Genomic DNA, 23533 nt, shown 5'->3' on the forward strand with positions numbered 1-23533 from the left:
CGGGGGTGCGAGCGGCACCACTCCGCCGGCGGGGGCGAAGTCCGCTCGAACAGCGGAGCGGCGCCGTTCGGGGCGGCTCCTAGTCCCCGCCGAGATCGGCCATGTGCAGCTGACCGCGAGAGGTGATGCCGAGTTTGGGGAAGATCCGGTAGAGGTGCTGACCGACGGTTCGGTGCGAGAGGAACAGCCGGGTGCCGATCTCGCGATTGGTCATGCCGGTGGCCGCCATTCTGGCGATCTGGAGTTCCTGCGGGGTGAGGCTGTCCACGGTGGACGGTGTCGGTCTGCCGACCGCCTCGCCCGCCGCGCGCAGCTCCGCCCGCGCGTCCTCACCGATCGCCATGACCCCCAGCGCGTCGAAGCTCTCCACGGCCGCCCGCAGCGGACTGCGGGCCTCGACGATGCGGCGTCGGCGCCGCAGCCACCGGCCGTAGGCCAGCAGGAGCCGGGCCCGGTGGAACGGCCAGTCGGCCAGCAGCCGGTCGTCGAGGGCGCGCCGGTACAGCGGCTCCGCCCGGTCGTCGGCGACGACCAGCGGGTGGACGTAGGCGGCCATGGCCCGCAGGTACGGCGCGGTCGTCCGCTCGGCCATGGCGCTGAGCTGTGCGTAATGGCGTTCCGCCGCGTCGCCGCGGCCGGTGCGGACCGCTGCCTCGATCAGGTCCGCCATCCCCAGGTAGCCCACGAACGGGTGGTACGTGATGTCGGCCGGGTCCAGCACCCGCGCCAGCTGCTCGAACGCGTCGTCGTACTGCTTGTTGACCATCGCGTGGCGCCCTCGGGCGAACTGGGCGAAGCCGAGGATCGACCGTGGGCCCAGCGACAGCAGATCCGCCTCGGTCGTCCGGATGAGTTCCGTCGCGGTCTCGGACTCGCCGCGCTCACTGGCCAGGGTGGCGAGGGCCAGGTCGGCGACGCAGGCCCAGCGGGACCGGCCGGTGTCGCGGGACAGCCGCCGCGACTCGTCCGCCGCGGTGCGCGCCAGCCGGTGCTTGCCCAGGTGCAGCGCCGCCCAGGCCTGGGACGCCAGGGCTTCGCCCAGCAGTCCGAGGCGGCCCTGCTGGCGCAGGCCGTCGACGGCCGCGCACAGGTGGGGCCAGGCGAGGTCGTAGGCCCATATGGCGGTCAGCGACGCTCCCAGCGCGTGCTGTTCGGCGGGGTCGTCCACGGCTCCCGGCGCGAGCCGGGTCGTCCGGTCGATGACCCAGGCCGCTTCCCCCACCGGGTCCGCGCAGGCCGCGATGGAGAGAACCATCGGTTCGCTGTCGTCCTTCTGGAGGCGCCGGGCCGCCTTGACGACGAGACCGCGTGTCTCCTCGGCCGGGTTGCCGTACCAGCACCCGATGGAGAGAGGCCACAGTGCTCTGAGGGCGAGTGCGGCGCCGTCGCTCTCGGCGCCGGCCAGCTGGTCCGCCACGTCGGCGAAGGCCCGTACCCGCTCCGGCCTGAACCAGCTCTCCTCGTCGAGGGCCTCCGTCCAGAGGGTGAGGCGCAGCCTCTCCTCCGTCGCGAGTTCCGCGGACCTCGCCTCGGCCAGTTGCCGGCGTGCCGTGTCCGCCTCGCCCAGCTCGAAGTTGATCTCCGCGGACCGCAGCAGCAGGCGACCTCGGTGGGTCTGCGGACGGCTCCGGAGCGCCGCCTGCCGCAGCACCTCCGCCGCGGCACGCGGAGCACCGCGCCTGAGTGCTCTGTAGGCGGCCTGTTCGAGATCGAGTGCCACGTCGTCGTCCGGGCCGGGGGTGGCGGCCGCGCGGTGCCAGGCCCGGCGTTCGTGGTGGCCCGCCAGCGCCTTCGCCAGGGCCGCGTGTCCGGCCAGGCGTCTCGACGGGTCGGCCGCGTGGTAGACGGCGGAACGGATCAGGGGGTGCCGGAAGCGCACAGCGTGCCCGCGCACCTCGATCAGCCCGGCGTGGACGGCGGGCTCCAGGGAGGTGACCGAGAAGGCCGCGCCGTCCAGGATCTCGGCGGCCGTGAGGATCTCGGCGAGATCACCCTCGTCGTCGGCCGCCGCGATCAGCAGGGCGGTCCGGGTCACCTCGGGCAGTGCCGACGCCCGCGCGAGGAACGACCGCTCCAGGCGCCGGGTGGTGGGCAGCCAGGGCACCAGTGACTGCGCGACGGTTCCCTCCCGGTGCAGCGCCGTCGGCAGCTCGACCAGCGCCAGCGGATTGCCGGCGGCCTCGGCCAGCAGCCGCCTGCGCAGGGCCGGGTCGAGTTCCGGCGCCCGCGCGGCGAGAAGCGCCGCCGCCGCGTCGTCGGGGAGCTTCTCCAGTTGGGTGTCGGGCAGGCCCGCGTCGCCCAGCACGGTGTCGTGGCCCTCGCGCACGGCCACCAGCATGGCGACCCGCTCGCCCTCCAGCCGTCTGGCGACGAAAGCCAGGACCTCGCTGCTCGGCCTGTCGATCCACTGGGCGTCGTCGATCAGCAGCACGACGGGGGCCTCTTCGGACAGGCTGCTGATCAGTTCGAGCGAGGCCAGTCCGACGGAGAACATCTCCGGCGCGGCGCTGTCGGTCATCCCGAAGGCCGCGAACAGGGCGTCCCGTTGCCGGGCCAGCAGGGACGGGGCGTGGTCGGGCAGCACCGGTTTGAGCAACTGGTGCAGTCCGGCGAAGGGGACCGACGCCTCGGACTGGACGCCGAGCGCCGACAGGGTACGGCCGCCACGCGCGACAGCGGCTTCCCGGGCGGCGCCGAGCAGGGTGGTCTTCCCGATGCCGGCCTCTCCGCGGAGCAGCAGGGCACCGCCCGCCCCGTCGAAGCTCGCGGAGACGCGGTCCGACAGCAGCCGCAGCTCCGCATCACGCCCGTACAGCATGTCCCCGTCCAATGCCCTCGCCACGAGGCCACTCACAACCCAACCGCGAAAGGAGCCTGACCCATCTTTCCCGGCTGAAAATCGACCCCCGTGATTACCAAAAGTTAGCACGGGGTGGGGGTGCGGGCCCGGGGTTCGGGGCGGGGTGGGGTCGGGGGCGGGGGCGGGGGTTCGGGCCAGGGGGTCGCCGGGGGTCGGGGGCAGGCGTTCGGGCCAGGGGGTCGCCGGGGGTCGGGGGCAGGCGCTCGGGACAGGGGGTCGCCGGGGGTCGGGGGCAGGCGCTCGGGACAGGGGGTCGCCGGGGGTCGGGGGCAGGCGCTCGGGACAGGGGGTCGGGGCGGGGGTCAGGGGCAGGCGCTCGGGACAGGGGGTCGGGGCGGGGGTCAGGGCGGGCGTTCGGGCCAGGGGGTCGCCGGGGGTCGGGGGCGGGGTGCGGGCTAGGGAGTCGGACCCGGGGGTCGAGGGCAGGCGTTCAGGCCAGGGGGTCGCCGGGGGTCGAGGGCGGGGTGCGGGCTAGGGGGCCGGACCAGAGAACCGGACCAGGCGGCCGGACCAGGCGGTCCGGGCCAGGGGTCAGCGGGAGCCTGGGGTCCGTGGCGGAGCGCCCCGCAGAGCGGGCGGGGCACCGGCGCAGGGGGAACTGGGCATCGGCGGAGGGCGAGCGGAACCCCGGCGCAGGGCGCGCGGAGCAATGGACAGGGCGAGCGAACACCAACGCAGAGCGTCCGGAGCACGGGACAGGGCGAGCCGAACACCGGCGCAGGTCGCGCGGAACACCCGCACAGGGCGAGCCGAACACCAGCGCAGGGCACGCGGAACACCCGCACAGGGCGAGCCGAACACCAGCGCAGGGCACGCGGAACACCCGCACAGGGCGAGCCGAACACCAGCGCAAGCCGCGCGGAGCGCCAGGCAGGGTCAGGCGTCTCCGCGTCCGAACAGCGGTGCCAGCAACAGCTGGGCGGCGCCCTCGGCCACGATCCGCTCCCCGCGCGGAGCGACCCGGACCGGCACCGCGCCCCCGTCCGTCCCCTCCCGCCGGGCCCGCGCCCCCAGCACCTCTCCGACGCCCCGCACATACGCCTCGGGCGCCCCGGCGACGGTCCGTCCCCCCAGCAGCACCACGTCGATGTCCAGCAGCCCGACCAGGTTCCCGGCCGCCACGCCCAGCACCCGCGCAGCCTCGGCCACCTCGCCCCGCGCCACGGCCCCGAGGCACAACACCTCCACGCATCCCCGGTTCCCGCACTCGCACAGCGGCCCGTCGAGCTGGATCACCTGGTGCCCGAACTCCCCGGCCCCGGTCCGCGCCCCACGGTGCACGCTCCCGTCGATCACCAGCCCGGCCCCCAGCCCGGTCCCGAGGTGCAGATAGGCGAAGGACCGGCCCGCCGCGCCCGCCGCGCCATCCTCGCTCCCGACCGCGAGCCCGAGCGCCGCCGCGTTGGTGTCCTTGTCCACGACCACCGGCACGCCGAGCCGCTCCGCGAGCGCGTCCCGCAGCGGAAAGCCGTCCCACTCGGGAAACCCGGTGACCCGGTGCAACACCCCCCGCACATGGTCCAGCGGGCCCGGCAGCGCGACTCCCACGCCCAACAAGGAGCCCACTCCCGCGAGGCCGCCGACACCGGCGCCCATACCGGTACCAGTACGGATACCGGTGGCACGGATACCTGCACCTGCACCAGCACCAGCACCAGCACCAGCACCAGCACCAGCACCAGCACCAGCGTAAGCACCACCGCTCGCCCCAGGACCGGCGCCGGCACCCCCCTCAGCACCACCACCAACCCCACCGCCCACGCCCCCGACAACCCCGCGAACCGCCCCGCACACCGCCCCCAGCACGGCTTCCGCCCCCGCCCCCAGATCCAGCTCCCCGCGCCGCTCCGCCACCACCGACCCGTCCAGGTCCACCAGCACCACCCGCACTTCGTCGCGGTCCAGATGGACCCCGACCGCGTGCCCCGCCTCCGGTACCAGCCGCAGCACGGTCCGTGGCTTGCCCCCGGTCGACGCCCGGCGCCCGGCCTCCGCCGCGAGCCCCTCTGTCCGCAGCCGCGCGGTGATCTTGCTGACGGCCTGCGGGGTCAGCCCGGTGCGCTCGGCCAGTTCCAGCCGGCTGATGCCCGCCGACCCGGCGTCCCGCAGCAGCCCCAGCACCAACGCGGTGTTGTGACTGCGCAGCGCGCCCAGATTGGCGCCCGCCGACCCGCCGTTGCCCGGCCCTGTCGGCCCCGTCGTCGTCGCCGTCCTCACCCGCTTCACACCCCCATTCTCCTCACCGCTTGCACTTCCGCAACAGCGTTGCCAAAGTGGGAGGCATGACTGCTACCCCCCTCCGCGTCGGCCTGATCGGCTACGGCCTCGCCGGCTCGGTCTTCCACGCCCCGCTGATCGCCGCCACCGAGGGCCTCGCCCTGGACACCGTGGTCACCTCCCACCCGGAGCGGCAGCAGCAGGCCCGCGCCGAGTTCCCGGACGTGACGCTCGCCGCCACCGCCGAGGAGCTGTTCGACCGCGCGGACGACCTGGACCTGATCGTCGTCGCCTCCCCGAACAAGACCCATGTGCCGCTGGCCACGGCCGCCCTCAAGGCGGGCCTGCCGGTGGTCGTGGACAAGCCGGTCGCCGGCACCGCGGCCGAGGCCCGTGAGCTGGCCGCCCTCGCCGAGGAACGCGGCCTGCTGCTCTCCGTCTTCCAGAACCGCCGCTGGGACAACGACTTCCTGACCCTCCGGCGGCTTCTCGCCGACGGCGAACTCGGCGACGCCTGGCGCTTCGAGTCCCGCTTCGAACGCTGGCGTCCCCAGCTCAAGGGCGGCTGGCGCGAGTCCGGCGACCCGGCAGAGATCGGAGGTCTGCTCTACGACCTCGGCAGCCACGTCGTCGACCAGGCCCTGGTCCTCTTCGGCCCGGTCACCGAGGTCTACGCCGAGTCGGACATCCGCCGCCCCGGCGCCCAGGCCGACGACGACACCTTCATCGCCCTCACCCACGCGAGCGGCGTCCGCTCCCACCTCTACGTCTCGGCGACGACCGCCCAGCTCGGCCCCCGCTTCCGGGTCCTGGGCTCCCGCGCGGGCTACGTCAAGCACGGCCTGGACCCCCAGGAAGCGGCCCTGCGCGAGGGCAGCCGCCCCGGCACCACCGCCGACTGGGGCACCGAGGACGAGTCCCTGTGGGGCCGTATCGGTTCCGGTGAGTCCCCGCTGACCGGCGGCGGCACCCCCGTACCGACCCTCCCCGGCGACTACCCCGCCTACTACGCGGCCGTCGCCGCCGCCCTGCGCGGCGCCGGCCCCAACCCGGTGACCGCCCTGGAGGCGGCCGCCGCGCTCGACGTACTGGAAGCGGCCCGCAGGTCCGCCCGCGACAAGGTGACGGTGACCCTCTGATGCAGCACCCGCAGATCACCCCGAGGACGGCGCCCGAACTCACGCCGAGCCTGGAGGAGCTGGAGGCCCAGGAGCGCCGCCTGGTCTTCCGGCAGTTCACGCACGACGACGCCTGGGCGCTCGGCTCCCTCCTGGTCGAGCTGGCCCGGGAGCGCCAGGCGCCGGTCGCCATCGACATCCACCGCGCCGGCCAGCAGCTCTTCCACGCCGCCCTGCCGGGCTCCACCCCGGACAACGACGCCTGGATCGCCCGCAAGCGCCGGGTGGTGGAGCGCTACGGCGCCGCCTCCTACCTGGTCGGCGCCCGCTTCCGCGCCAAGGGCACGACGTTCGAGGAGTCCTCCCGCCTCGACCCGGACGTGTACGCGGCCCACGGGGGCTCGTTCCCGATCACGGTCGAGGGCGTGGGCGTGATCGGCGCGGTGACCGTCTCCGGACTGCCCCAGCTCCAGGACCACCGGCTCGTGGTGGAGGCGCTGGAGGAGTTCCTGGGCCGTTCGGCCGACTGAGCCAACGGCTGGAATCAGCCCGGGGCGCCCTCCGGTTGGCAGGGAGAGAGGCCGTGGACATCACGGCACGGACCACGACCGGAGGGCTCACATCCGATGACCGCTTCACTGAAGGAGACCGTCGGACGCTACGGCGTCTGGAGCGTCGAGCTGCGCTCGGAGGACCCGGCCCGGCGCGGGGAACTGGATGAGGCCGCGGCCGAGCTGGAGGAACTCGGGTACGGCGCCATCTGGCTCGGCGGCAGCAGCACCGTCGACAACGCGGCCCCGCTCATCGGCGCGACACGGCGCGTCGTCGTCGGCACCAGCATCCAGAGCGTCTGGCAGCAGGACGCCGCCACGACGGCGGCCGGCTTCACCGAGGTGGAGGCGGCGCATCCCGGCCGTTTCGCGCTGGGCCTCGGCGTGAGCCACGGCCCGCTGGTGAAGGACTACCGCCGGCCGTACGCGGCCATGGTCGGCTACCTCGACGAGCTGGACGCGGCGGGCGTACCCGCCGACCGCCGGGTGCTCGCCGCGCTGGGCCCGAAGATGCTGGGGCTGTCCCGGGACCGCGCCGCCGGTGCGGTCCCCTACCTGGGCACGCCCGAGCACACCGCCCAGGCCCGCGAGATCCTGGGCGACGGGCCTCTGCTCGCACCGGAGTTCAAGGTGGTGCTGGAGACCGACCCGGCCCGTGCCCGGGAGACGGCCCGCGCCTACCTGGCCCGCTACCTGCGACTGCCCAACTACACCGGCAACTTCCTCCGCCTGGGCTTCACGGAGGCCGACATCGCGGACGGCGGCAGCGACCGTCTCGTCGACGCGGTCTTCGCCTGGGGCGACGAGTCTCGCATCCGCGAGCGCGTCAGCGCCTTCCACGAGGCGGGCGCGGACCATGTGGCCCTCCAGGTGGTCCGGGCGGACGCGGGCGACTCCCTCCCGAGGAAGGAATGGCGCGCCCTCGCTTCCCTGCTGGCGTGAGCCGACCGACGTCGGGAGCGCGGGGCCGTGTTCGACCTGCGGCCCCGCCGCGCGGGCGCGACCGGCCCGGACCCGCCCACGGCCGGCAGCGGAGCCCGCGGCTCCCCGGCGCTCCCTGCCGGGCGTCTACGCGTCCTTCAGCTCCTGCCGCTGCCGCCCGAGCCCCGCGATCTCCAGCTCCACCACGTCCCCGCCCCGGAGATACGGCTTGGGCTCGGGCCGCCCCATGGCGACCCCCGCCGGCGTCCCCGTGTTGATGACGTCGCCGGGGTACAGCGTCATGAACCGGCTGAGGTACCGCACGACCTCGCCCACGGGGAAGATCTGCTCGGCCGTCGTACCGTCCTGCTTCAACTCCCCGTTCACCCACAGCTTCAGCGACAGCCGCTGCGGGTCCGGCACCTCGTCGGCCGTCACCAGCCACGGCCCGAGCGGGTTGAAGGTCTCGCAGTTCTTGCCCTTGTCCCAGGTCCCGCCCCGCTCGATCTGGAACTCCCGCTCGGAGACGTCGTGCGCGACCGCGTACCCGGCGACGTGCGCGAGCGCCTCCTCTGCCGAGTCCAGGTAGCGGGCCGTACGGCCGATGACGACCGCGAGTTCGACCTCCCAGTCGGTCTTCGTGGAACCCCGCGGCACCAGCACGGTGTCGTTCGGTCCGACGACCGTGTCCGGCGCCTTCATGAAGACCACCGGCTCGGAGGGCGGCTCGGCGCCCGTCTCGCGGGCGTGGTCGTGGTAGTTGAGCCCGATGCACACGATCTTGCCGATGCGCCCGAGCGGGGGCCCGATCCGCTGGCCGGTGGCGTCCAGCGCGGGCAGCTCACCGGCCTCGGCCGCCGCCCGTACCCGGCCGAGCGCGGTGTCGTCGGCGAGGAGCGCGCCGTCGATGTCGTCCACGAGGTCCGACAGGTCCCGCAGGGTCCCGTCGGCGTCGAGCAGTGCGGGGCGCTCCGCCCCTGCCGTACCGACTCGCAGCAGCTTCATGGTCACCATCTCCCTCGATTGCCGGCGCCCGGCCGATGTGTGCAGCCATCGGAGGACTGGCCGATCCTCCAATTACGCCGTCCAGTCCACAAGACCCTGTTCACGTACTGGACCGTAACCAGGGCCGCAGGGGCGACCCTGACCGGTCAGCGGGACAACAGGGACTGTTCCGCCGCGCTCCAGGCCGTGCTGGTGACGATGTACAGCGCGGCGGCGAGCGGGACGACCGCCACGGTGACGAGCGTGAAGAAGGACAGGAACGGTACGACCCGGTTGACCGCGCCGAGCCCGGGCACCTCACCCCCGGCGACGGCAGCTGCCGGCTGCTCGGCCGACGTCCGCCTGGCGCGCCGGTAGTTGACGGTGGCGAGGGCCGCGACCACGGCGAAGAGGACGAGGTAGACCAGTCCGGCCGGGCCGAACATCCCGCCGTCCGCCAGCGCGTCGGCCCAGTGACCGCCGAGCGGGGCCGCGAGCAGCCGGTGGCCGAGCAGGCCGTTGCTCTCGCCGCCGATCGTGGTGCTGGAGAAGAGGTGGTAGAGGAGGAAGAACGCGGGGACCTGGAGCAGGCTGGGCAGGCAGCCGGAGAACGGTGAGACCTTCGCCTCGGCGTGCAGGTCCAGGACCGCCCGCTGGAGTCGCTGCGGGTCCTTGACGTGCTTCTCCCGCAGTGCGGTGATTCTCGGCTGGAGCGCGGCGCGGGCGCGGCGGCCACGGGCGGCGGCCCGGGACAGCGGGTGGACGAGGAGCCGTACGAGCGCGGTGAACAGGACGATCGCGGCGGCTGCCGCGGAGGCGTGGAAGAGCGGGGCCAGCAGGTCGGCCAGGTGCTCGACCAGGCGCGCGAAAACGGACATGGGTGAGCCCTCCGGGGGTCTCGTCGTGCCGGGAGGGACCGGAAGCAGCCGGTCCTGAGGGAGATCGGCAGGACGACCCGCGCGGGGTCACGTGCTGACGTGTGTGCGGACGTGCCCTACGCGGCGGTCGCCGGACCGGCGTGTCCGGGAGCTCTGGGCCGCCGTCGGCCGGGCGCGTCGGGATCGCGCTGGGGCAGGAAGGCCGTACGGCGGGCCCGGTCGCGTATCGCCGTGCGGACGCGTGTGGGCGGTACGGCGGGGACGCCGCGCGCGGCCAGCAGGGCGCAGGCGGCGAGCGTGGCGGCCGCGGTGGCGGTCGCGGCGAGGGCGACGGCGGTGGTGAGACCGCCGGTGCCGAGCAGCGCGGCCTGGAGGAGCAGCAGTTGCGCGAGGAGCGACAGGAGTGCGAGGGCGCGCGCGGCGGCGACACGGCCGGACATCAGCACTCCCCCCTCCGCACCACTCGTCTGCTCCGCACCACTGGTCAGCGTGCCGGCTGCATGGTCAGTGTGCCGGTTGCAGCGGCTCGGTCTCCAGGGGCTCCAGCAGCCGCTTGGGCCGCAGCAGCGCCCTGCTGACCGGGTCCGCCGGCGCGGAGTCGAGTTCCGGCCCCGGCACCATGACAACGTCCGCGACCGGCACGAGAGTTCCGCACGCGGCGCACTTTCCGTACGAGTCGATGTTCCCGCCGCAGTCCGCGTGCCGGAAGGTCCGCAGCCGGTGCGCGTCGACGTGCTCGCGCCCCCAGTGGCCGAGGGCGCGCAGCACGGGCCACAGGGCGGCACCGCGCTCGGTGACGACGTACTCGTCGCGGGGCGGGCTCTCCTGGTACCGGCGCTTTTCGAGGAGCCCCTCCTCGGTGAGCGTGCGGAGCCGGGCCGAGAGGACGGCGCGCGGGATGCCGAGGTGGACGAGGAAGTCGTTGTAGCGCCGGACGCCGTAGATCGCGTCGCGGACGACGAGCAGCGTCCACCGCTCGCCGACGACCTCCAGCGCGCGGGCGATCGAGCACTCCTGCGTCGCGTAGTCCTTGCCCAGTGCCATGTCCTCCACTGTAACCATTGACCACGTATAGGTTCAGTGAACGAACCGACAGTGCTACGGTGACGGTCAACAGGTCGGTTCAATAGCCGAACCCAAGGATCGAAGCCCACCAACCTCATGACCGGACCCCGCGGACAGGACCGGGGCCCGGAAGACAGGACAGGACAGGCCATGCCCCGGCTCGACTCCGCCACCACGCCCGCCTCCGTGCGCGACGCCAGCCCCCGGGACGCCCCCGTACGCCCCCGCGCCACCCTCGCCCTGACCAGCGCGGCCACCGCCGTCGCCCTCATGACGTACACGGCTCCGATGGTCACGCTGCCGGACACCGCGGCCGCCCTGCACACCCCGCTGTCCGCCCAGGCCTGGCTGCTCAACGGCGCCCCCCTCGGCCTCGCCGCCCTCCTCCTGGTGGCCGGCAGCCTCGCCGACGACTACGGCCGCCGCCGGATCTTCCTCGCCGGCACCCTGGCCCTCGGCCTCACCACCGCCCTCGGTGCCTTCACCACGTCGACCTGGCAGTTCACCCTGGCCCGCGTCGCCCAGGGCGCGGCCAGCGCGGCCCTGCTGGCCAGCGGCCTCGGCCTGATCGTGCACGCCTTCCCCAGCCCTCGCGGCCGGCTGCACGCCACCGGCGTCTGGGGCGCCTTCGTCAGCGGCGGCATCGCCGTGGGCCCGCTGGTCGCGGGCGCGCTGCCGGACTGGCGGCTGGCCTACGGCATCCTGGGCGCCGCCGCCCTCGTCGTGGCCGCGCTCGGCACCCGGGCACTGGCCGAGTCACGCGCCCCGCGCGGCGGCCGGCCGGACGCACTCGGCGCGCTCACCTTCGGCCTGGCCCTGGTGGCCCTGGTCGCGGCCCTCACCCTGGGCCGGGACGGCTGGCTGCGCGCGCCGGTCGGGCTGCTGTTCGCGGCGGCCGTCGTCCTGGTCGCCGTGTTCGTCGCGGTGGAGCACCGGACCGGCACGCCGATGATCGACCTGGGGCTGCTGCGCCACGCCCGCTTCCTGGCCTCCTCGGCGGGCGGCCTGTTCACCGGTCTGGCCGTGATCGGACTGTTCAGCTTCCTGCCGGCGCTGCTCCAGCAGTCGCTCGGCCTCTCCCCGCTGGCCACGGCCGGGCTGTTCCTGCTCTGGTCCGGCCTGAGCTTCGTCGTCGCCCTCCAGGTCAAGCACCTGGCCGGCCGCGTCGCCCCGCGCACCCAGCTCGCCCTCGGCTTCATCCTGCACACGATCGCCATGGTGACGATGCTCGGCGCCCTCGGCTCCGGCTCCTGGACCCGGCTGCTGCCCGGCCTGATCGTCGGCGGCATCGGCAGCGGCCTGCTCAACGGCGCGCTGCCGCTGCTCGCCGTCGACTCGGTGCCGCCCCAGCGGGCCGCGATGGGCTCCGGCGCGCAGCAGACCTTCCGCTACATCGGCTCCTGCGCCGGCGTGGCCCTGACCATCGCCGTCGCCACGTCGGGCGGCAGCCTGGCCCGGGGCACGAACATCGCCCTGCTGGTGTCGGCGGGGCTGGCGGTGGCGGGCGCGGTGAGCGTGCTGGCGCTGCGGGAGCGGGCGTGAACAGGGGTGAGCGGGCGTGGAGGAGCGTGCCTCGGCGGGCCTGGCTCACCTGGGCCGCATGGACACCAGTCTCCCCCACACCACCAGCCGGTACCGGGAGGTGAACTCGGGGGTGCAGGTGGTCAGGGTGATGTAGTAGCCCGGCGCGTCGTACCCGTACCGGGGCCGGACGAGCGAGCGCGGGACGGGCCGGACGACCGCCGTGTCGGTGGGCGACGTGCGCGGCAGGACGCGGTCGACGTCGTAGGTGTACGTCGCCGTCCGCGTCTCCACCTCGATGGCGTCCCCGCGCCGCAGCCGGGGCAGATACCGGAAGGGCTCGCCGTGTGTGTTCCGGTGCCCGGCGAGCGCGAAGTTCCCGGCCCGGCCCGGCTGCGCGGTCCCCCGGTAGTGGCCGACGTACCCCTTGTTCAGCACGTCCGCCTTGCTCACGCCCTCGGCGACGGGGACGCGCAGGCCCAGCCGGGGGATGGTGAGCACGGCGTACGCCTGGGAGCGCCGGGGCGGGGTCGCGGGGGTGTACGGGCGCCGGGGCGCGCGGGAGGTGCCGGAGTCCCCGGATCGCCCGGCGGAGGGCGCACCGGAACCGCCGGGAGAGTCGCCGTCGCCGGCCGTCGTACCGTCCTCACCGCTCGTCGTACCGTCGTCGCCGGCCGCCGTACCGCTTCGCCACTCCCGCTCCAGCGCCGCCACCTTCCGCTCGGCGCCGCGCCGGGCCTCCCGGTTGGTCCACCACATCTGGTGCGCGACCAGCAGCAGGAGGACCAGCCCGGCCGTCACGAGCACCTCTGCCCCGCTCCACAGCGCCCGCCCGCACCGGGCGCGCCTGCGCCGATCGCTGTGCCGTACGACCCGCACGCCCGCCGCAGCCCGCATCCGCGCCCACCTCCACCGGAGCCGCCCGCACGATAGGCGCAGCGCCTCCAACTGGCCAGAGACAGAAGGGCGGCAGCCCGGAGCCCGGCTCACCCGACCGCTTCCTCAACCGGTTTGAGAAAGGGCCGTCACAACCCTCGACAACGCCGTCCGGCACCCCCGATGCTTCCTGTGGCATGCCGGGGGGACGAGTCGGCACCGCTCCCAGGAACGCGGTGCCGGAGCCGCACGGAGAGGCAGCGAACGACCCATGATCCGACGCAGAACTCTGCTGGCCGCCGCGGGCGGCGGCCTCCTCGGCAGCGCGCTGGCCACGGGCACGGCCCGGGCGGACGCGACGATCGCCGTCAACCCCTCCACGACGTACGGCACATGGGAGGGCTGGGGCACCTCCCTGGCCTGGTGGGCGAACGTCTTCGGCAATCGCGACGACTTCGCCGACATCTTCTTCACGACCAGGAACACGACGTACAACGGCACGTCCCTGCCCGGCCTGGGCCTGAACATCGCCCGCTACAACCTGGGCGCGTGCAGCTGGAACAGCGTGAACGGCGCGTCGATGGCCGTCTCCCCGAACATCCCCTCCTTCAAGCAGATCGAGGGCTACTGGCAGGACTGGACGAACGAGGACCCGGCGTCCACGGCCTGGAAGTGGACGGCGGACGCCGCCCAGCGGGCCATGCTCGTGAAGGCGACCCAGCGCGGCGCGGTCTCGGAACTCTTCGCCAACTCCCCGATGTGGTGGATGTGCTCCAACCACAACCCGTCCGGCGCGGCCGACGGCGGCAACAACCTCCAGTCCTGGAACCACCGCCAGCACGCCTCCCACCTGGCCGCGGTCGCCCTGTACGCGAAGCAGCACTGGGGCGTGACCTTCGCGACGGTGGAGGCCTTCAACGAGCCCTCCTCGTCCTGGTGGACGGCGACCGGCACGCAGGAGGGCTGCCACATCGACGCGGGCGTGCAGGCGGCCGTACTGCCGTACCTGCGCGGCGAGTTGGACAAGCGTGGCCTGACCGGCGCACGGATCTCCGCGTCGGACGAGACGAGCTACGACCTGGCCCGCACCACCTGGAACTCCTTCTCGGCCACGACGAAGGGCTACGTCGACCGGGTCAACGTCCACGGCTACCAGGGCTCCGGAGGCCGCCGCGACCTGCTCTACACAGATGTGGTCACCACGGCCGGCAAGGCCCTGTGGAACTCGGAGACCGGGGACGGCGACGCCACCGGCCTGACGACCGCGAGCAACCTCCTCTACGACTTCCGCTGGCTGCACCCCACCGCCTGGGTGTACTGGCAGGTGATGGACCCGAGCGCGGGCTGGGCGACGATCGCCTACGACCCGAGCACCCTCCAGCCGGGCGCGGTGCAGACGAAGTACTACGTGCTGGCCCAGTTCACCCGCCACATCCGCCCCGGCATGACGATCCTGGACACCGGCGTGAGCTATGCGGCGGCGGCCCTGGACCGCTCGGCGAAACGCCTGGTGATCGTGGCCGCGAACACCTCCTCCTCGGCCCAGACCCTGACCTTCGACCTCTCCCGCTTCGCCGCCGTGACCGGCGGCGCGGGCGGCCTGGTCCCCCGCTGGAACACGGTCACGACGGGCGGCGACCGCTATGCGGCCCGTTCGGACACCTACCTGAACGGCAAGTCGGTGTCCGTGCCCTTCGCGGCGAAGTCGGTACAGACGCTCCAGATCGACGGCGTCACCGTGTGACCGGAATCGTCATCGCAGGGGCAGGGCGTCCTGGTAGCCGTTCGTCGGCCGGGGGACCTTCGTGACCGTGAGGGCGTCCAGCGCGACCGGCGCGGAGCTGGTGCCGAGCCGCCCGCCGGGGTGCCAGGTCCCCGTGACCGTCACCCACGTGTCGGCGGGCAGCCCGGGGCCGCCGTAGATCCGCACCTTGACCGACTGGGCGTCCGCGGCGCAGCAGTTGAGGATGATCCGGGTCAGCTCCCAGCCGCCGCCTCCCGTGCCGGAGAGGGGCGTGACGAACCCGGTCATCCGGATGGTGCGCCCCTTGATGGCCTGCCCGCGGTCCTCCCGCACCCGGCTGGTGAAGTCGGAGAGGGTCATGGGCAGGGGCGAGCCGGCGGGCAGCGGATCGAAGTCGCTGTCATGGGTGACGGTCTTCGCCGGCTGCCGGGCGGCGGTGTAGGCGCCGAGGGCGGGTGGGGCGTAGAAGAGCAGGCTGAGGGCGGGCAGGAGCAGCAGCCAGGAGACGCGGGGCAGGCCGGAGTGATCGTGCCCGTGACCGGCGCCGGCGTCTCCCCGGTCGAGGGCGGCGCCCGCGATGCCCAGCAGGAGCAGGACGGCCCCGGAGGCGATGAGCGGAAGCCGCATGCCCTCCTTGACGTACCGCAGGCAGAGGTCGGTGAAGAGGGAGACGTGCAGCAGCCCGAGCCCGCAGAGGACGAGCAGCCCCGCCTGAAGTGACCGTTTCACAGCAGCACCCCTCCGATCAGCGCGCTGCACGTGACGGCGACGACGACGGTCGCGGCGGAGAACCGTACCGCGAAGGCCCGCCCGAAGGTCCCCGCCTGGAGGGCGATGAGCTTGAGATCGACCATGGGCCCCACCACCATGAACGCCAGCCGCGCGACGGGCGGGAACCCGGTCAGCGAGGCGGCCAGGAAGGCGTCGGCCTCGGAGCACACCGCGAGCAGCACGGCGAGCCCGGCGAGGAAGAGCACGGACAGCCAGGGCGCGGCGGCGAAGGTGTCGAGCACCGAGCGCGGGACGGCGACGTTGAAGGTGGCCGCGGCCATGGCACCGAGCACCAGAAACCCTCCGGCGTGCAGGAAGTCGTGCTGGAACCCGCGCCGGAACTCGTCCCACCGGCTGTGCCCGTGCTGGTGCCCGGTGTGCCGTACGACGGGCCGCAACCACTCGGCCCGCCCGAACCGGAGCCACAGCCAGCCCATGACGACGGCGGTGGCGAGGGAGGCGAGCAGCCGGGCGAGCACCATGGCGGGGTTCCCGGGGAACGCGATGGCGGTGGCGGTGAGCACGACGGGGTTGATGGCGGGCGCGGAGAGCAGGAACGCGAAGGCGGCGGCCGGGGTGACCCCGCGGCTGATGAGACTGCCGGCGACCGGTACGGACGCGCACTCGCACCCCGGCAGCACGACCCCCGCGACCCCGGCCACGGGCACGGCGAGCGCGGGCCGCCGGGGCAGAATCCTGTTGAAGACCCCCTCCGGCACGAAGGCGTTGATCGCGCCGGACAGGGCCGTACCGAGCAGCAGGAAGGGCAGGGCCTGCACGGTGACGGCCAGACACACGGTCCGCCAGGCCTGCGCGGCCGGGGCGTCGCCCCAGCGCCCGAGGAGGAAGAGGAGGGCACCGGGGACGACGGCGGCGCCGACGAGGAGGAGGGGCCAGTGGCGGGGCGGCTCACGCCCCGCTCCCCCGTCCACGGCCGCCGCCTGATCGTCCGCGACCAGCAGACCCGTCTTCTGCATGCCGACTCCACCCCATGTAAACGTCGACACCGAAGATATCCAGATATCCATACCGGAGTGCACGCCCTCCGGGGGCACCTCACTTTTGTCACCGCCCGGCAGTACGGTGTCCCCCATGCGCCCCGACACGCCTGCCGAGAACGTCGACCACACCGCCGAAGCGGCACGCCTGGAGCGGACCGCCGGCCTGTATCCCGAGGACGCCGAGACCCTCCTCCTGCGGGCGGCGGCCCACCTGGAGCTGTCCGGCGACCGCCCCGCGGCGACCACGCTCTACGACCGCCTGCTGTCGTCCGCCGACGGGCTGGACAACCCCGCCCTGGTCCGCGCCCTGAAGGCGTCGAACCTGTGGGAGTACGGCCATGAGGCGGAGGCGAGGGCGATCATCGAGGGCATCCGCACGACGGCCCCCCGGGACCCGGCGCCGTGGGTGATCGTGGCGGAGGCCATGGAGGCCCACGACGAGCTGGAGGCGGCGGCGAAGACGTTCACTGAGGCCGCGCACCTGCTACTGCCGACCTCGACCTCTGCCTCGACCTCGGCCTCCGCCTCGACGTCGACCTCGGAGGAACCCCCTCCCGCGACCCACCCCCTCCTCTACGGCCGCCACCGCGTCCGCCGCATGCTGGGCCTGCCGCACGACGACTGGGACACCCTCGCGGACACCCTGCACACGTCCCCGATCTCCCTGGACGAACTCCACGACCCGAAACGGGTGTGGTCCCTGGGCTCGGACAACCCGGCGGAACTGGCGGCGGAGATCTCCCGCCTCCGCGCCGAACTGGGCGCCTACCGCGAGGCCCTCTCCCGCCCCTTCCCGGTGGCGGTGCTGCACTGGCCGGCCCCGGAACTCACGGAACTCCTCGCGGCGTACCCGACCTTGAGCGCGGAGTATCCGTCCCACGCCGAGCACCTGAGGACCATAGAGTCCTCCCTCCGCGAACTCTCCGCCTCCGGCACCGCCAACCTGGGCATCGTGACCGGCACGGTCCCGTCGTACGAGGCGTTCGCGGCATCGGAGGGGGCTACACCGGGCGACGCGACGCTGCTACCGCAGTACGCGACGACGCTGGCCGCACGGGGGCGGGCTGTGGCTTGGCCGCCGGGGAGGGGGGCGGGGTGTTGGTGCGGGTCGGGTGTGCCGTACCAGGAGTGTCACGGGATCCGCCAGCTCAATACCGAACGGCTTCTTTGAGTTCTCTAAATGAAGTTTGGTGGGGCGCGCGAGTCAGCTACCGCACCCCACCAACACCGCGTGATGACACTCCCAAGTGTCGCTCAGCTAGTGAGGCCTGGAAATGCACCCTCGATGATCTTTAGAAGTTCACGGGCTCCCTCAGCATCCAGCTGGATACTTTGACTAATTTTGTCCGGAATCTGCCGATCGGACGATCCGTAGGTATCCAGCTGAAGCACGCGCCGGTCACCCACCGCGAAGGACCTATACCCGCAAACCACAGGACCGTGCAGCCTCTGAACGTCCGAGGAGACCGCCTGAAACATCTTAATCAAAGCCATGCGCTCACTCTTCCACAACGCTTTCCGCAAAGGGAGGGATCGCAAGCACTTGGCACCGGCTACGCCATCTGACCCTGAGCTACACCGCGCAGTCAGAGTCGACGCGAGCCCGGAGGTTCGAAGTGCCCCCTACCGAGGGGCGCGTCCACCAGGTGGAGCTTCTCAGAGGCAGAACTCACCCGTAAGATCATCAGTCTCACGTTAGCGGCAGCATCAACGACCTGGGTGGTTCCCTTGACAAGTGCCTACGAGTCGGAACCCATCTTCGAGACAGTGCCACGACAGCTCTCGAACCTGGTGACAAGGATTCACGGCCGGGAGATTGCGCTACCAGACTTCCAGCGGGACTTTGTCTGGGATGCGACACGAACAGAGGAGCTAATCCAATCAATTATATCAGAATTCCCAGTAGGTACATTGCTCCTATGGAAGCAAGGCGATAACGAAACATTCGCGAGTAGAAGTTTTGAAGGCGCCCCCGTTCTTGGCGACAAAAAACCGTCAGAACTTGTACTAGACGGCCAGCAGCGCCTTATCGCCCTCTATCAGGCGCTCACAGGAGTGGGGGATGAGCGCTACTATCTCAAGGTAGACGAGTTCGTAGAAGTCAAAAATGAATACGTGAAGGAATTCCACGAGGTAAACTTTGATAAGGCCATAATATCCGTCCCAGTCGCATCAAATAAGGCACAAGCCAAGAAGAACGCTGAACTCCTCGGCAAGTCTCACTTCCCGGTCTGCGACGTCAGCAGTTTCGACGACTGGCTTGACGAGTTTGTTGACGAGACGCTAAGCATCGAGCAGGAATATACAACCAAATACCTCAAGTCCCTTTACAGGCGCATGCGTGACAAATACATAGTTCCACTTCGGTCTTACGGCCTACCGGTCCTGACTCTGCCTGAAACTACGCCAATTGAGGCCGTCTGTACAATTTTCGAAACTCTCAACCGAACCGGGAAACCGCTTGGCCCCTTCGAGCTCCTCACTGCCCGTTACTACCCTCAAGGTGTCAATCTCCGGGATCTTTGGGTAGAAGCCCTGGGAAACTACAAGGCACTAGTTGACTTCAAAGTTGACCCATACAGTGTCCTGCAAGCCGTTTGCCTGAGGTCCCATGGATCTGCCCAACGGTCAGACGTTCTGAAGAAGCTAACCGCTAGCGACATATCGCAGCACTGGTCATCTTCTGTAAAGGGCATCGCCGGCGTTCTCGACATGCTACAGTCCGATTGCGGCGTGATAGCGCCTAAATGGCTGCCCTACGGGATGGTGCTCATCCCGATGGGTGCGGTGTGGGGAGACATTCAGAAGCTGGAGCCGCTAGATCGAGCCAACGCCTACGCGCGCCTACAGCAGTTCTTCTGGTGCAGCGTTTTCACCACAAACTATGACCAAGGAGCGAACAGCCAAGCAGGAGCCGACTACGCCCGTTTGAAGGAGTGGGTAATCAGCGGCGACGGCCAGGCGCCCGAATCTGTTGCCGAACTTCCCCTAAGTGCCTCAACGCTGCGTTCCGCATCAGTCCGAAGGAAGGCCCTCTACTGCGGTTTGATGTGCCTGCTCGTCACGGCCCGCGCCGAAGATTTTCACACAGGTCAGGCCATGACTTCCTATCGGATTGGCGAGGCCCAAATAGACTCACACCACATATTCCCTAAGGGCTTTTTGGCGCTTTCAGGAACAAGTGAAAGTCCTGAATTGCTGCTAAATAGAACCCTCATTGACGCAGAAACCAACCGTATCATAAAGGACAAGGCGCCTAGCCGCTACCTTGCCGAGATGGCGGCGACCTATGGCCATGAGAAGTTGGAGTCGGTTCTCTCCTCCCATGCGATCAAGAGCGATGCCGCCAGCGGGCTCGCCAATGATGACTACGGCGCTTTTCTCGATGAACGACTTAAGGTAGTCATGCAAATGATCGAGAGGGTGACAGGTCGAAGTCTACAAGAAGACTAGCGCGGAACATGTCTCGGCTCTGTGGGGAGTGAGCCGGCTGGATTCTTTCATTACTCCTTCAGCCTCTCTCCTGCCGAGATGGAAACTCACTCATATGTCGGTCGGAGAGGCGGCGGGCGCCGCGTGTGGTGGCGGCGCCCGGGGTTCTTGTAGTGCCTAGAGCGTCGGCGCCAGGTCCGCTCGGCCGAAGAGGAGGGCGTAGCCCGGGGGGAGTTGGGTCAGGACTCGGGTGGTCAGGGGTTCGCCGATTCGGTCGGAGAGGACGCTGAGGACCGAGCTGACGTCCCAGCGGGCCGTCGCGGGGGTCGAGCCCTCTATGCGGGTGGCCACCGACTCCACGAACTCGCGGGCCGTCAACGGGTGGGTCGCGGGGATCTGGGAAGCGATGACGCGGCCCGCCTCCCGGGGGAGGGCCTTGGCCAGGGCCACGCGTTCGTCGCCGGTGACGTGGCCGCCGAGGGCCGACAGGACGATGCGGGTGACGCGTTCCGCCTCCGCCCTCGTCGGGTACTGGCCCGCGTCACGCACCGCCTCGGTCAGCTCCAGCCAGTCTGCGTCCTCCGCCTCGTCCTTGGCGCGCGGGCGCAGGGACGGAGTGGGGATGGTGGTTCTGGGCTGCGGGGTGGTCACGGTCATCGTGTTGGCTCCTCCTCCGGGACGCTTCGGGGCACCGGAAGCCCGGTACCCCGTAATGCAGCGGACATGGGCGGGAGTTCGGCCAATGTGCGGCATGGGTCGGATGGGCTGCGTGCGTTGCTTCGGCTGCATGGGCTCCCATGGGTTGCCTGGGTTGCATGCGTCGCTTCGCTGCATCGGCTGCATGTGCGTGCGTTCTCGTGCCCCGCATGCCGGGCGTGGCATGCGGTCATGCGCACGATCGGCATGCGGGGCACGTGGAAACGCAGCCCTGCGGCCCTGCGGTCGCGAGCGGCAACCGTGCCCTGCGCGTCACACGGCCTGTGCGGCGGTCTCAGCCGCTGATCTGCTTACGGTCGCCGCCCCCGCCGGTGATCTGGATGCGGCGCGGCTTGGCCTGCTCGGCCACCGGGATGCGCAGGGTCAGGACGCCGGCGTCGTACGAGGCGTCGATGCGGTCCGTGTCGAGCGTCTCGCCCAGGAACAGCTGGCGGGTGAACGTACCCGTGGGCCGTTCGTCGACCAGCATCTCCGCGTCCTCGGGAGCGGGGCTGCGCCGCTCCGCGCGGACGCTGAGGACATTGCGCTCGACGTCGAGTTCGATCGTCTCCGGGTCGATGCCGGGAAGGTCGAAGTGGACCAGGAACTCGTCCCCGGAACGGTAGGCGTCCATCGGCATCATGGACGGGCGGGCGTTCGCGCCGAGGAGCTGCTGCGTGAGCCGGTCGAAATCCCGGAACGGGTCCGTGCGCATGAGCATCACAGGTCACTCCTTCCATCAGGTGCCGGGATGCGATGCCCTACGGCTTCTTATATAACTCTCCGCCGGAAACTTGACAAGCCTCGACTCAGGTTCGATTCGCCCGCCCACCTGCGCGTTAGCCTCGGGCCAGACCCAACGGCAGTGAAACGGACACGAGGAGGCCACCATGGCCGGAGTTCCCAGCGCGGTCGTCGCCGCCACCGGGCTCGTCGGCGGTTACGGCGTCGCCCGCTGGACCAAGAAGCGGCAGCTCGGCGGGGTCGTCCTGGCCGTCGCCGGTGCCGCGGCGGCCCAGCAGTGGCGCAACCGGGCCGGCGGGAAGGCCGCGGGCGCGCTGACCGCCGCCTACGTCGCCGCGTTCGCCGGATCCCACCCGCTGGCCAAGAAGGTCGGCGCCTGGCCGTCCGTCCTCGGCGTCGCCGGCGCGGTCGCCCTCGCCTCCTGGGCCGTCGCCGACCGCAAGGGCGCATGAGCCCACCCCGGCTACGAGACCCCCGCCCGGAACGCCCTCCGGTACGCCTGCGGGCTCGTCCCCACCACCCTGCGGAACCGTTCCCGGAAAGCCGTCGGTGAGCCGAAGCCCGTATGGACGGCGATGCGTTCCACCGCGTACGGAGTGGTCTCCAGCAGGTGCTGGGCCCGCCGTACCCGTGCCCGGTGCAGCCACTGGAGAGGTGTCGTACCGGTCTGCTCCCGGAAGCGGCGGTTGAGGGTACGGGTGCTCATGCCCGCCTTCGCCGCGATCTCGGCCAGCGTCAGATCCCGGTCGCAGTGGTCCTCCAGCCAGGCCAGCAGGGGCTCCAGGGTGGTGCCGGCCGGGGCCGGAGGCAGGTCGTGGACGATGAACTGGGCCTGCCCGCCCTCCCGTTCCAGCGGCATCACCGACATCCGGGCCGCGTGCGCGGCGACCGCCGAGCCGAAGTCCTTGCGGATCATGTGCAAGCACATGTCCAGGGCGGCCGCGGCGCCCGCCGACGTCAGGAACTGGCCGTTGTCGACGTAGAGGACGTTCGGGTCGACCGTCACCTCCGGGTGGCGCCGGGCCAGGTCCGGGGCCGCGAACCAGTGGGTCGTCGCACGCAGGCCGTCCAGCAGGCCCGTCGCCGCGAAGAGGAACGCGCCCACGCAGATCGACGCGATCCGGGTGCCGTTCGCCGCCGCCGCGCGCAGGGCCTCGGCGACCCCGGGCGGCAGCGTCTCCGGGGGGCGCGCCACCCCGGGCAGGATGATCGTGTCGGCCTCCGCGAGCGCCTCCAGGCCGTACGGCGCCCGGACCGTGAAGGCACCCGCGCTCACCTCCTCCCGCACCGAGCACACCCGTACCCGGTACGGCTCCCGGCCGTCGGGCAGCCGTGCCCAGCCGAAGGTGTCGATGGGTGCGGAGAGATCGAACGGGATGACGCCGTCCAGCGCCAGTACGGCCACCGTGTGCATGGCAGGAAGGTAGCGGTACGACGGCTTCTCGCCAACCGGGGATCAGCAGCGGAGCAGGGCACAAGTTCCCGAGCAGGGCACAGGTCCCGAACAGCACGCTGGCGGGAATCCGTCGAGCAGTGGCAATCTCGCCACTTCTGCGAGATCCCCGCGGCCTTTACCGTCCCCCCGTGACCAAGTTCCTGCTCTCCGTCCACGTCATCGCCGCGATCCTCGCCATCGGTCCCGTCGCCGTCGCGGCCAGCATGTTCCCGCCCGCCGCCCGCCGCGCCCTGGCCACCGGGCCCGGCGACGACAGCAGCCACGGCAACGGCAACCCCGATGCCACCGGCACCCTCCACCTGCTGCACCGCATCTGCCGCGTCTACGCCGTCGTAGGCGTCGTCGTCCCCGTCTTCGGGTTCGCCACCGCGAGCGAGATGGGCGTGCTCGGCAGCGCCTGGCTGATCGTGTCGATCGTCCTCACCACACTCGCCGCCCTCGTCCTCGTCGCGCTGGTGCTGCCCGCCCAGACCGCGCTCCTCGAAGGGAGCGCGGGGGGCGAGCGGACCGCGCGGCTCGCCATGGTCACCGGGCTGTTCAACCTGCTGTGGGCCGCCGTGACCGTCCTGATGATCGTCCGGCCGGGCTCCACGACCGGCGCCTGACGGTCACGGCCTGCTCGCCGCCGTGGCTCCTGACGGTCACAGCCTGCTCACCGCCGTGGCGCCTGACGGTCACAGCCTGCTCACCCCCCTGGC

21 protein-coding genes are annotated in these 23533 nt (G+C 71.6%); 9 read left to right on the forward strand and 12 right to left on the reverse strand.

Going from position 1 to position 23533, the window contains the following annotated elements; genetic code table 11:
* Positions 1–79: 79 nt before the first annotated feature.
* On the reverse strand, positions 80–2818 hold the full coding sequence (locus tag ACZ4WH_RS28165) for an ATP-binding protein (RefSeq protein ID WP_468185587.1): 2739 nt from the start codon (positions 2816–2818) through the stop codon (positions 80–82).
* 918 nt (positions 2819–3736) lie between these two features.
* Positions 3737–5086: an ROK family transcriptional regulator gene (locus ACZ4WH_RS28170; RefSeq protein ID WP_468185590.1), complete on the reverse strand. Its 1350-nt coding sequence runs from the start codon at positions 5084–5086 to the stop codon at positions 3737–3739.
* Between the two features lie 56 nt (positions 5087–5142).
* On the opposite strand from ACZ4WH_RS28170, the gene ACZ4WH_RS28175 reads away from it, so the two are divergent.
* The 3 genes from ACZ4WH_RS28175 (at position 5143) to ACZ4WH_RS28185 (ending at position 7688) form a co-directional block, all read left to right on the forward strand.
* Positions 5143–6216: a Gfo/Idh/MocA family oxidoreductase gene (locus tag ACZ4WH_RS28175; protein ID WP_468185592.1), complete on the forward strand. Its 1074-nt coding sequence runs from the start codon at positions 5143–5145 to the stop codon at positions 6214–6216.
* Positions 6216–6725 carry a heme-degrading domain-containing protein gene (locus ACZ4WH_RS28180; protein WP_468185595.1) on the forward strand — a complete coding sequence of 170 codons (510 nt, stop codon included), beginning with the start codon at positions 6216–6218 and terminating at the stop codon, positions 6723–6725. The genes ACZ4WH_RS28175 and ACZ4WH_RS28180 overlap by 1 nt, the downstream gene beginning before the upstream one ends.
* Before the next feature lie 96 nt (positions 6726–6821).
* Entirely contained in the window at positions 6822–7688 is an 867-nt protein-coding gene (locus ACZ4WH_RS28185; RefSeq protein WP_468185597.1) for an LLM class F420-dependent oxidoreductase, read from the forward strand.
* A gap of 126 nt (positions 7689–7814) precedes the next feature.
* Here the strand turns inward: ACZ4WH_RS28185 and ACZ4WH_RS28190 are convergent, their stop codons facing one another.
* The 4 genes from ACZ4WH_RS28190 to ACZ4WH_RS28205 all read right to left on the reverse strand — a co-directional run bounded on the left by ACZ4WH_RS28190 (position 7815) and on the right by ACZ4WH_RS28205 (position 10573).
* The gene (locus ACZ4WH_RS28190) at positions 7815–8672 is read right to left on the reverse strand and encodes a fumarylacetoacetate hydrolase family protein (RefSeq protein WP_468185600.1); all 858 of its coding nucleotides are present in this window, start codon (positions 8670–8672) and stop codon (positions 7815–7817) included.
* Positions 8673–8818: 146 nt separating this feature from the next.
* Positions 8819–9529 carry a YidC/Oxa1 family membrane protein insertase gene (locus tag ACZ4WH_RS28195; RefSeq protein WP_468185602.1) on the reverse strand — a complete coding sequence of 237 codons (711 nt, stop codon included), beginning with the start codon at positions 9527–9529 and terminating at the stop codon, positions 8819–8821.
* A gap of 116 nt (positions 9530–9645) precedes the next feature.
* Complete coding sequence (locus ACZ4WH_RS28200) at positions 9646–9969, reverse strand: DUF6412 domain-containing protein (RefSeq protein WP_468185605.1); 324 nt, start codon at positions 9967–9969, stop codon at positions 9646–9648.
* 64 nt (positions 9970–10033) lie between these two features.
* Positions 10034–10573, reverse strand: a complete 540-nt coding sequence (locus tag ACZ4WH_RS28205; RefSeq protein ID WP_468185607.1) for a winged helix-turn-helix transcriptional regulator — start codon at positions 10571–10573, stop codon at positions 10034–10036.
* Positions 10574–10744: 171 nt separating this feature from the next.
* Between ACZ4WH_RS28205 and ACZ4WH_RS28210 the strand changes: the two genes are divergently transcribed.
* The gene (locus ACZ4WH_RS28210; protein WP_468185610.1) at positions 10745–12136 is read left to right on the forward strand and encodes an MFS transporter; all 1392 of its coding nucleotides are present in this window, start codon (positions 10745–10747) and stop codon (positions 12134–12136) included.
* 45 nt (positions 12137–12181) lie between these two features.
* Here the strand turns inward: ACZ4WH_RS28210 and ACZ4WH_RS28215 are convergent, their stop codons facing one another.
* Positions 12182–13012 (reverse strand): class E sortase, encoded by an 831-nt coding sequence (locus ACZ4WH_RS28215; protein WP_468185612.1) that lies wholly within the window; start codon positions 13010–13012, stop codon positions 12182–12184.
* Between the two features lie 250 nt (positions 13013–13262).
* Here ACZ4WH_RS28215 and ACZ4WH_RS28220 point away from each other — a divergent pair, with 250 nt between their 5' ends.
* A complete protein-coding gene (locus tag ACZ4WH_RS28220; protein ID WP_468185615.1) occupies positions 13263–14735 on the forward strand; it encodes a glycoside hydrolase in 1473 nt (490 codons plus the stop codon).
* 9 nt (positions 14736–14744) lie between these two features.
* On the opposite strand, the gene ACZ4WH_RS28225 is transcribed toward ACZ4WH_RS28220, so the two are convergent.
* Both ACZ4WH_RS28225 and ACZ4WH_RS28230 read right to left on the reverse strand, forming a co-directional pair.
* Positions 14745–15464: a TIGR03943 family putative permease subunit gene (locus ACZ4WH_RS28225; RefSeq protein ID WP_468185617.1), complete on the reverse strand. Its 720-nt coding sequence runs from the start codon at positions 15462–15464 to the stop codon at positions 14745–14747.
* On the reverse strand, positions 15461–16483 hold the full coding sequence (locus tag ACZ4WH_RS28230; RefSeq protein WP_468185620.1) for a permease: 1023 nt from the start codon (positions 16481–16483) through the stop codon (positions 15461–15463). The genes ACZ4WH_RS28225 and ACZ4WH_RS28230 overlap by 4 nt, the downstream gene beginning before the upstream one ends.
* A gap of 115 nt (positions 16484–16598) precedes the next feature.
* Here ACZ4WH_RS28230 and ACZ4WH_RS28235 point away from each other — a divergent pair, with 115 nt between their 5' ends.
* A complete protein-coding gene (locus tag ACZ4WH_RS28235; protein WP_468185622.1) occupies positions 16599–17678 on the forward strand; it encodes an SEC-C metal-binding domain-containing protein in 1080 nt (359 codons plus the stop codon).
* Positions 17679–18226: 548 nt separating this feature from the next.
* Positions 18227–19960 carry a GmrSD restriction endonuclease domain-containing protein gene (locus tag ACZ4WH_RS28240; RefSeq protein WP_468185625.1) on the forward strand — a complete coding sequence of 578 codons (1734 nt, stop codon included), beginning with the start codon at positions 18227–18229 and terminating at the stop codon, positions 19958–19960.
* Positions 19961–20116: 156 nt separating this feature from the next.
* Here the strand turns inward: ACZ4WH_RS28240 and ACZ4WH_RS28245 are convergent, their stop codons facing one another.
* Positions 20117–20596, reverse strand: a complete 480-nt coding sequence (locus ACZ4WH_RS28245) for a DUF2267 domain-containing protein (RefSeq protein WP_468185628.1) — start codon at positions 20594–20596, stop codon at positions 20117–20119.
* Between the two features lie 334 nt (positions 20597–20930).
* Positions 20931–21356, reverse strand: a complete 426-nt coding sequence (locus tag ACZ4WH_RS28250) for an Hsp20/alpha crystallin family protein (protein ID WP_468185630.1) — start codon at positions 21354–21356, stop codon at positions 20931–20933.
* A gap of 169 nt (positions 21357–21525) precedes the next feature.
* Between ACZ4WH_RS28250 and ACZ4WH_RS28255 the strand changes: the two genes are divergently transcribed.
* The gene (locus ACZ4WH_RS28255) at positions 21526–21831 is read left to right on the forward strand and encodes a hypothetical protein (protein WP_468185632.1); all 306 of its coding nucleotides are present in this window, start codon (positions 21526–21528) and stop codon (positions 21829–21831) included.
* Between the two features lie 11 nt (positions 21832–21842).
* Here the strand turns inward: ACZ4WH_RS28255 and ACZ4WH_RS28260 are convergent, their stop codons facing one another.
* Positions 21843–22793, reverse strand: coding sequence for a GlxA family transcriptional regulator (locus tag ACZ4WH_RS28260; RefSeq protein WP_468185635.1), 951 nt, complete (start codon positions 22791–22793; stop codon positions 21843–21845).
* A gap of 170 nt (positions 22794–22963) precedes the next feature.
* On the opposite strand from ACZ4WH_RS28260, the gene ACZ4WH_RS28265 reads away from it, so the two are divergent.
* A complete protein-coding gene (locus ACZ4WH_RS28265; RefSeq protein ID WP_468185637.1) occupies positions 22964–23440 on the forward strand; it encodes a hypothetical protein in 477 nt (158 codons plus the stop codon).
* The last annotated feature ends 93 nt before the right edge of the window (positions 23441–23533 follow it).

This window comes from Streptomyces sp. NPDC029138 (genome assembly GCF_055564375.1).

What these genes read in the sequence shown, in the direction of transcription:
- ACZ4WH_RS28180 (WP_468185595.1), top strand. Translation starts at nt 6,216, where the DNA reads ATGCAGCACCCGCAGATCACCCCGAGGACGGCGCCCGAACTCACGCCG.
- ACZ4WH_RS28245 (WP_468185628.1), bottom strand. Translation starts at nt 20,596, where the DNA reads ATGACCGTGACCACCCCGCAGCCCAGAACCACCATCCCCACTCCGTCC.
- ACZ4WH_RS28255 (WP_468185632.1), top strand. Translation starts at nt 21,526, where the DNA reads ATGGCCGGAGTTCCCAGCGCGGTCGTCGCCGCCACCGGGCTCGTCGGC.
- ACZ4WH_RS28235 (WP_468185622.1), top strand. Translation starts at nt 16,599, where the DNA reads ATGCGCCCCGACACGCCTGCCGAGAACGTCGACCACACCGCCGAAGCG.
- ACZ4WH_RS28215 (WP_468185612.1), bottom strand. Translation starts at nt 13,012, where the DNA reads ATGCGGGCTGCGGCGGGCGTGCGGGTCGTACGGCACAGCGATCGGCGC.
- ACZ4WH_RS28220 (WP_468185615.1), top strand. Translation starts at nt 13,263, where the DNA reads ATGATCCGACGCAGAACTCTGCTGGCCGCCGCGGGCGGCGGCCTCCTC.
- ACZ4WH_RS28200 (WP_468185605.1), bottom strand. Translation starts at nt 9,969, where the DNA reads ATGTCCGGCCGTGTCGCCGCCGCGCGCGCCCTCGCACTCCTGTCGCTC.
- ACZ4WH_RS28175 (WP_468185592.1), top strand. Translation starts at nt 5,143, where the DNA reads ATGACTGCTACCCCCCTCCGCGTCGGCCTGATCGGCTACGGCCTCGCC.
- ACZ4WH_RS28195 (WP_468185602.1), bottom strand. Translation starts at nt 9,529, where the DNA reads ATGTCCGTTTTCGCGCGCCTGGTCGAGCACCTGGCCGACCTGCTGGCC.
- ACZ4WH_RS28230 (WP_468185620.1), bottom strand. Translation starts at nt 16,483, where the DNA reads ATGCAGAAGACGGGTCTGCTGGTCGCGGACGATCAGGCGGCGGCCGTG.
- ACZ4WH_RS28185 (WP_468185597.1), top strand. Translation starts at nt 6,822, where the DNA reads ATGACCGCTTCACTGAAGGAGACCGTCGGACGCTACGGCGTCTGGAGC.
- ACZ4WH_RS28210 (WP_468185610.1), top strand. Translation starts at nt 10,745, where the DNA reads ATGCCCCGGCTCGACTCCGCCACCACGCCCGCCTCCGTGCGCGACGCC.
- ACZ4WH_RS28190 (WP_468185600.1), bottom strand. Translation starts at nt 8,672, where the DNA reads ATGAAGCTGCTGCGAGTCGGTACGGCAGGGGCGGAGCGCCCCGCACTG.
- ACZ4WH_RS28205 (WP_468185607.1), bottom strand. Translation starts at nt 10,573, where the DNA reads ATGGCACTGGGCAAGGACTACGCGACGCAGGAGTGCTCGATCGCCCGC.
- ACZ4WH_RS28260 (WP_468185635.1), bottom strand. Translation starts at nt 22,793, where the DNA reads ATGCACACGGTGGCCGTACTGGCGCTGGACGGCGTCATCCCGTTCGAT.
- ACZ4WH_RS28250 (WP_468185630.1), bottom strand. Translation starts at nt 21,356, where the DNA reads ATGCTCATGCGCACGGACCCGTTCCGGGATTTCGACCGGCTCACGCAG.
- ACZ4WH_RS28165 (WP_468185587.1), bottom strand. Translation starts at nt 2,818, where the DNA reads ATGCTGTACGGGCGTGATGCGGAGCTGCGGCTGCTGTCGGACCGCGTC.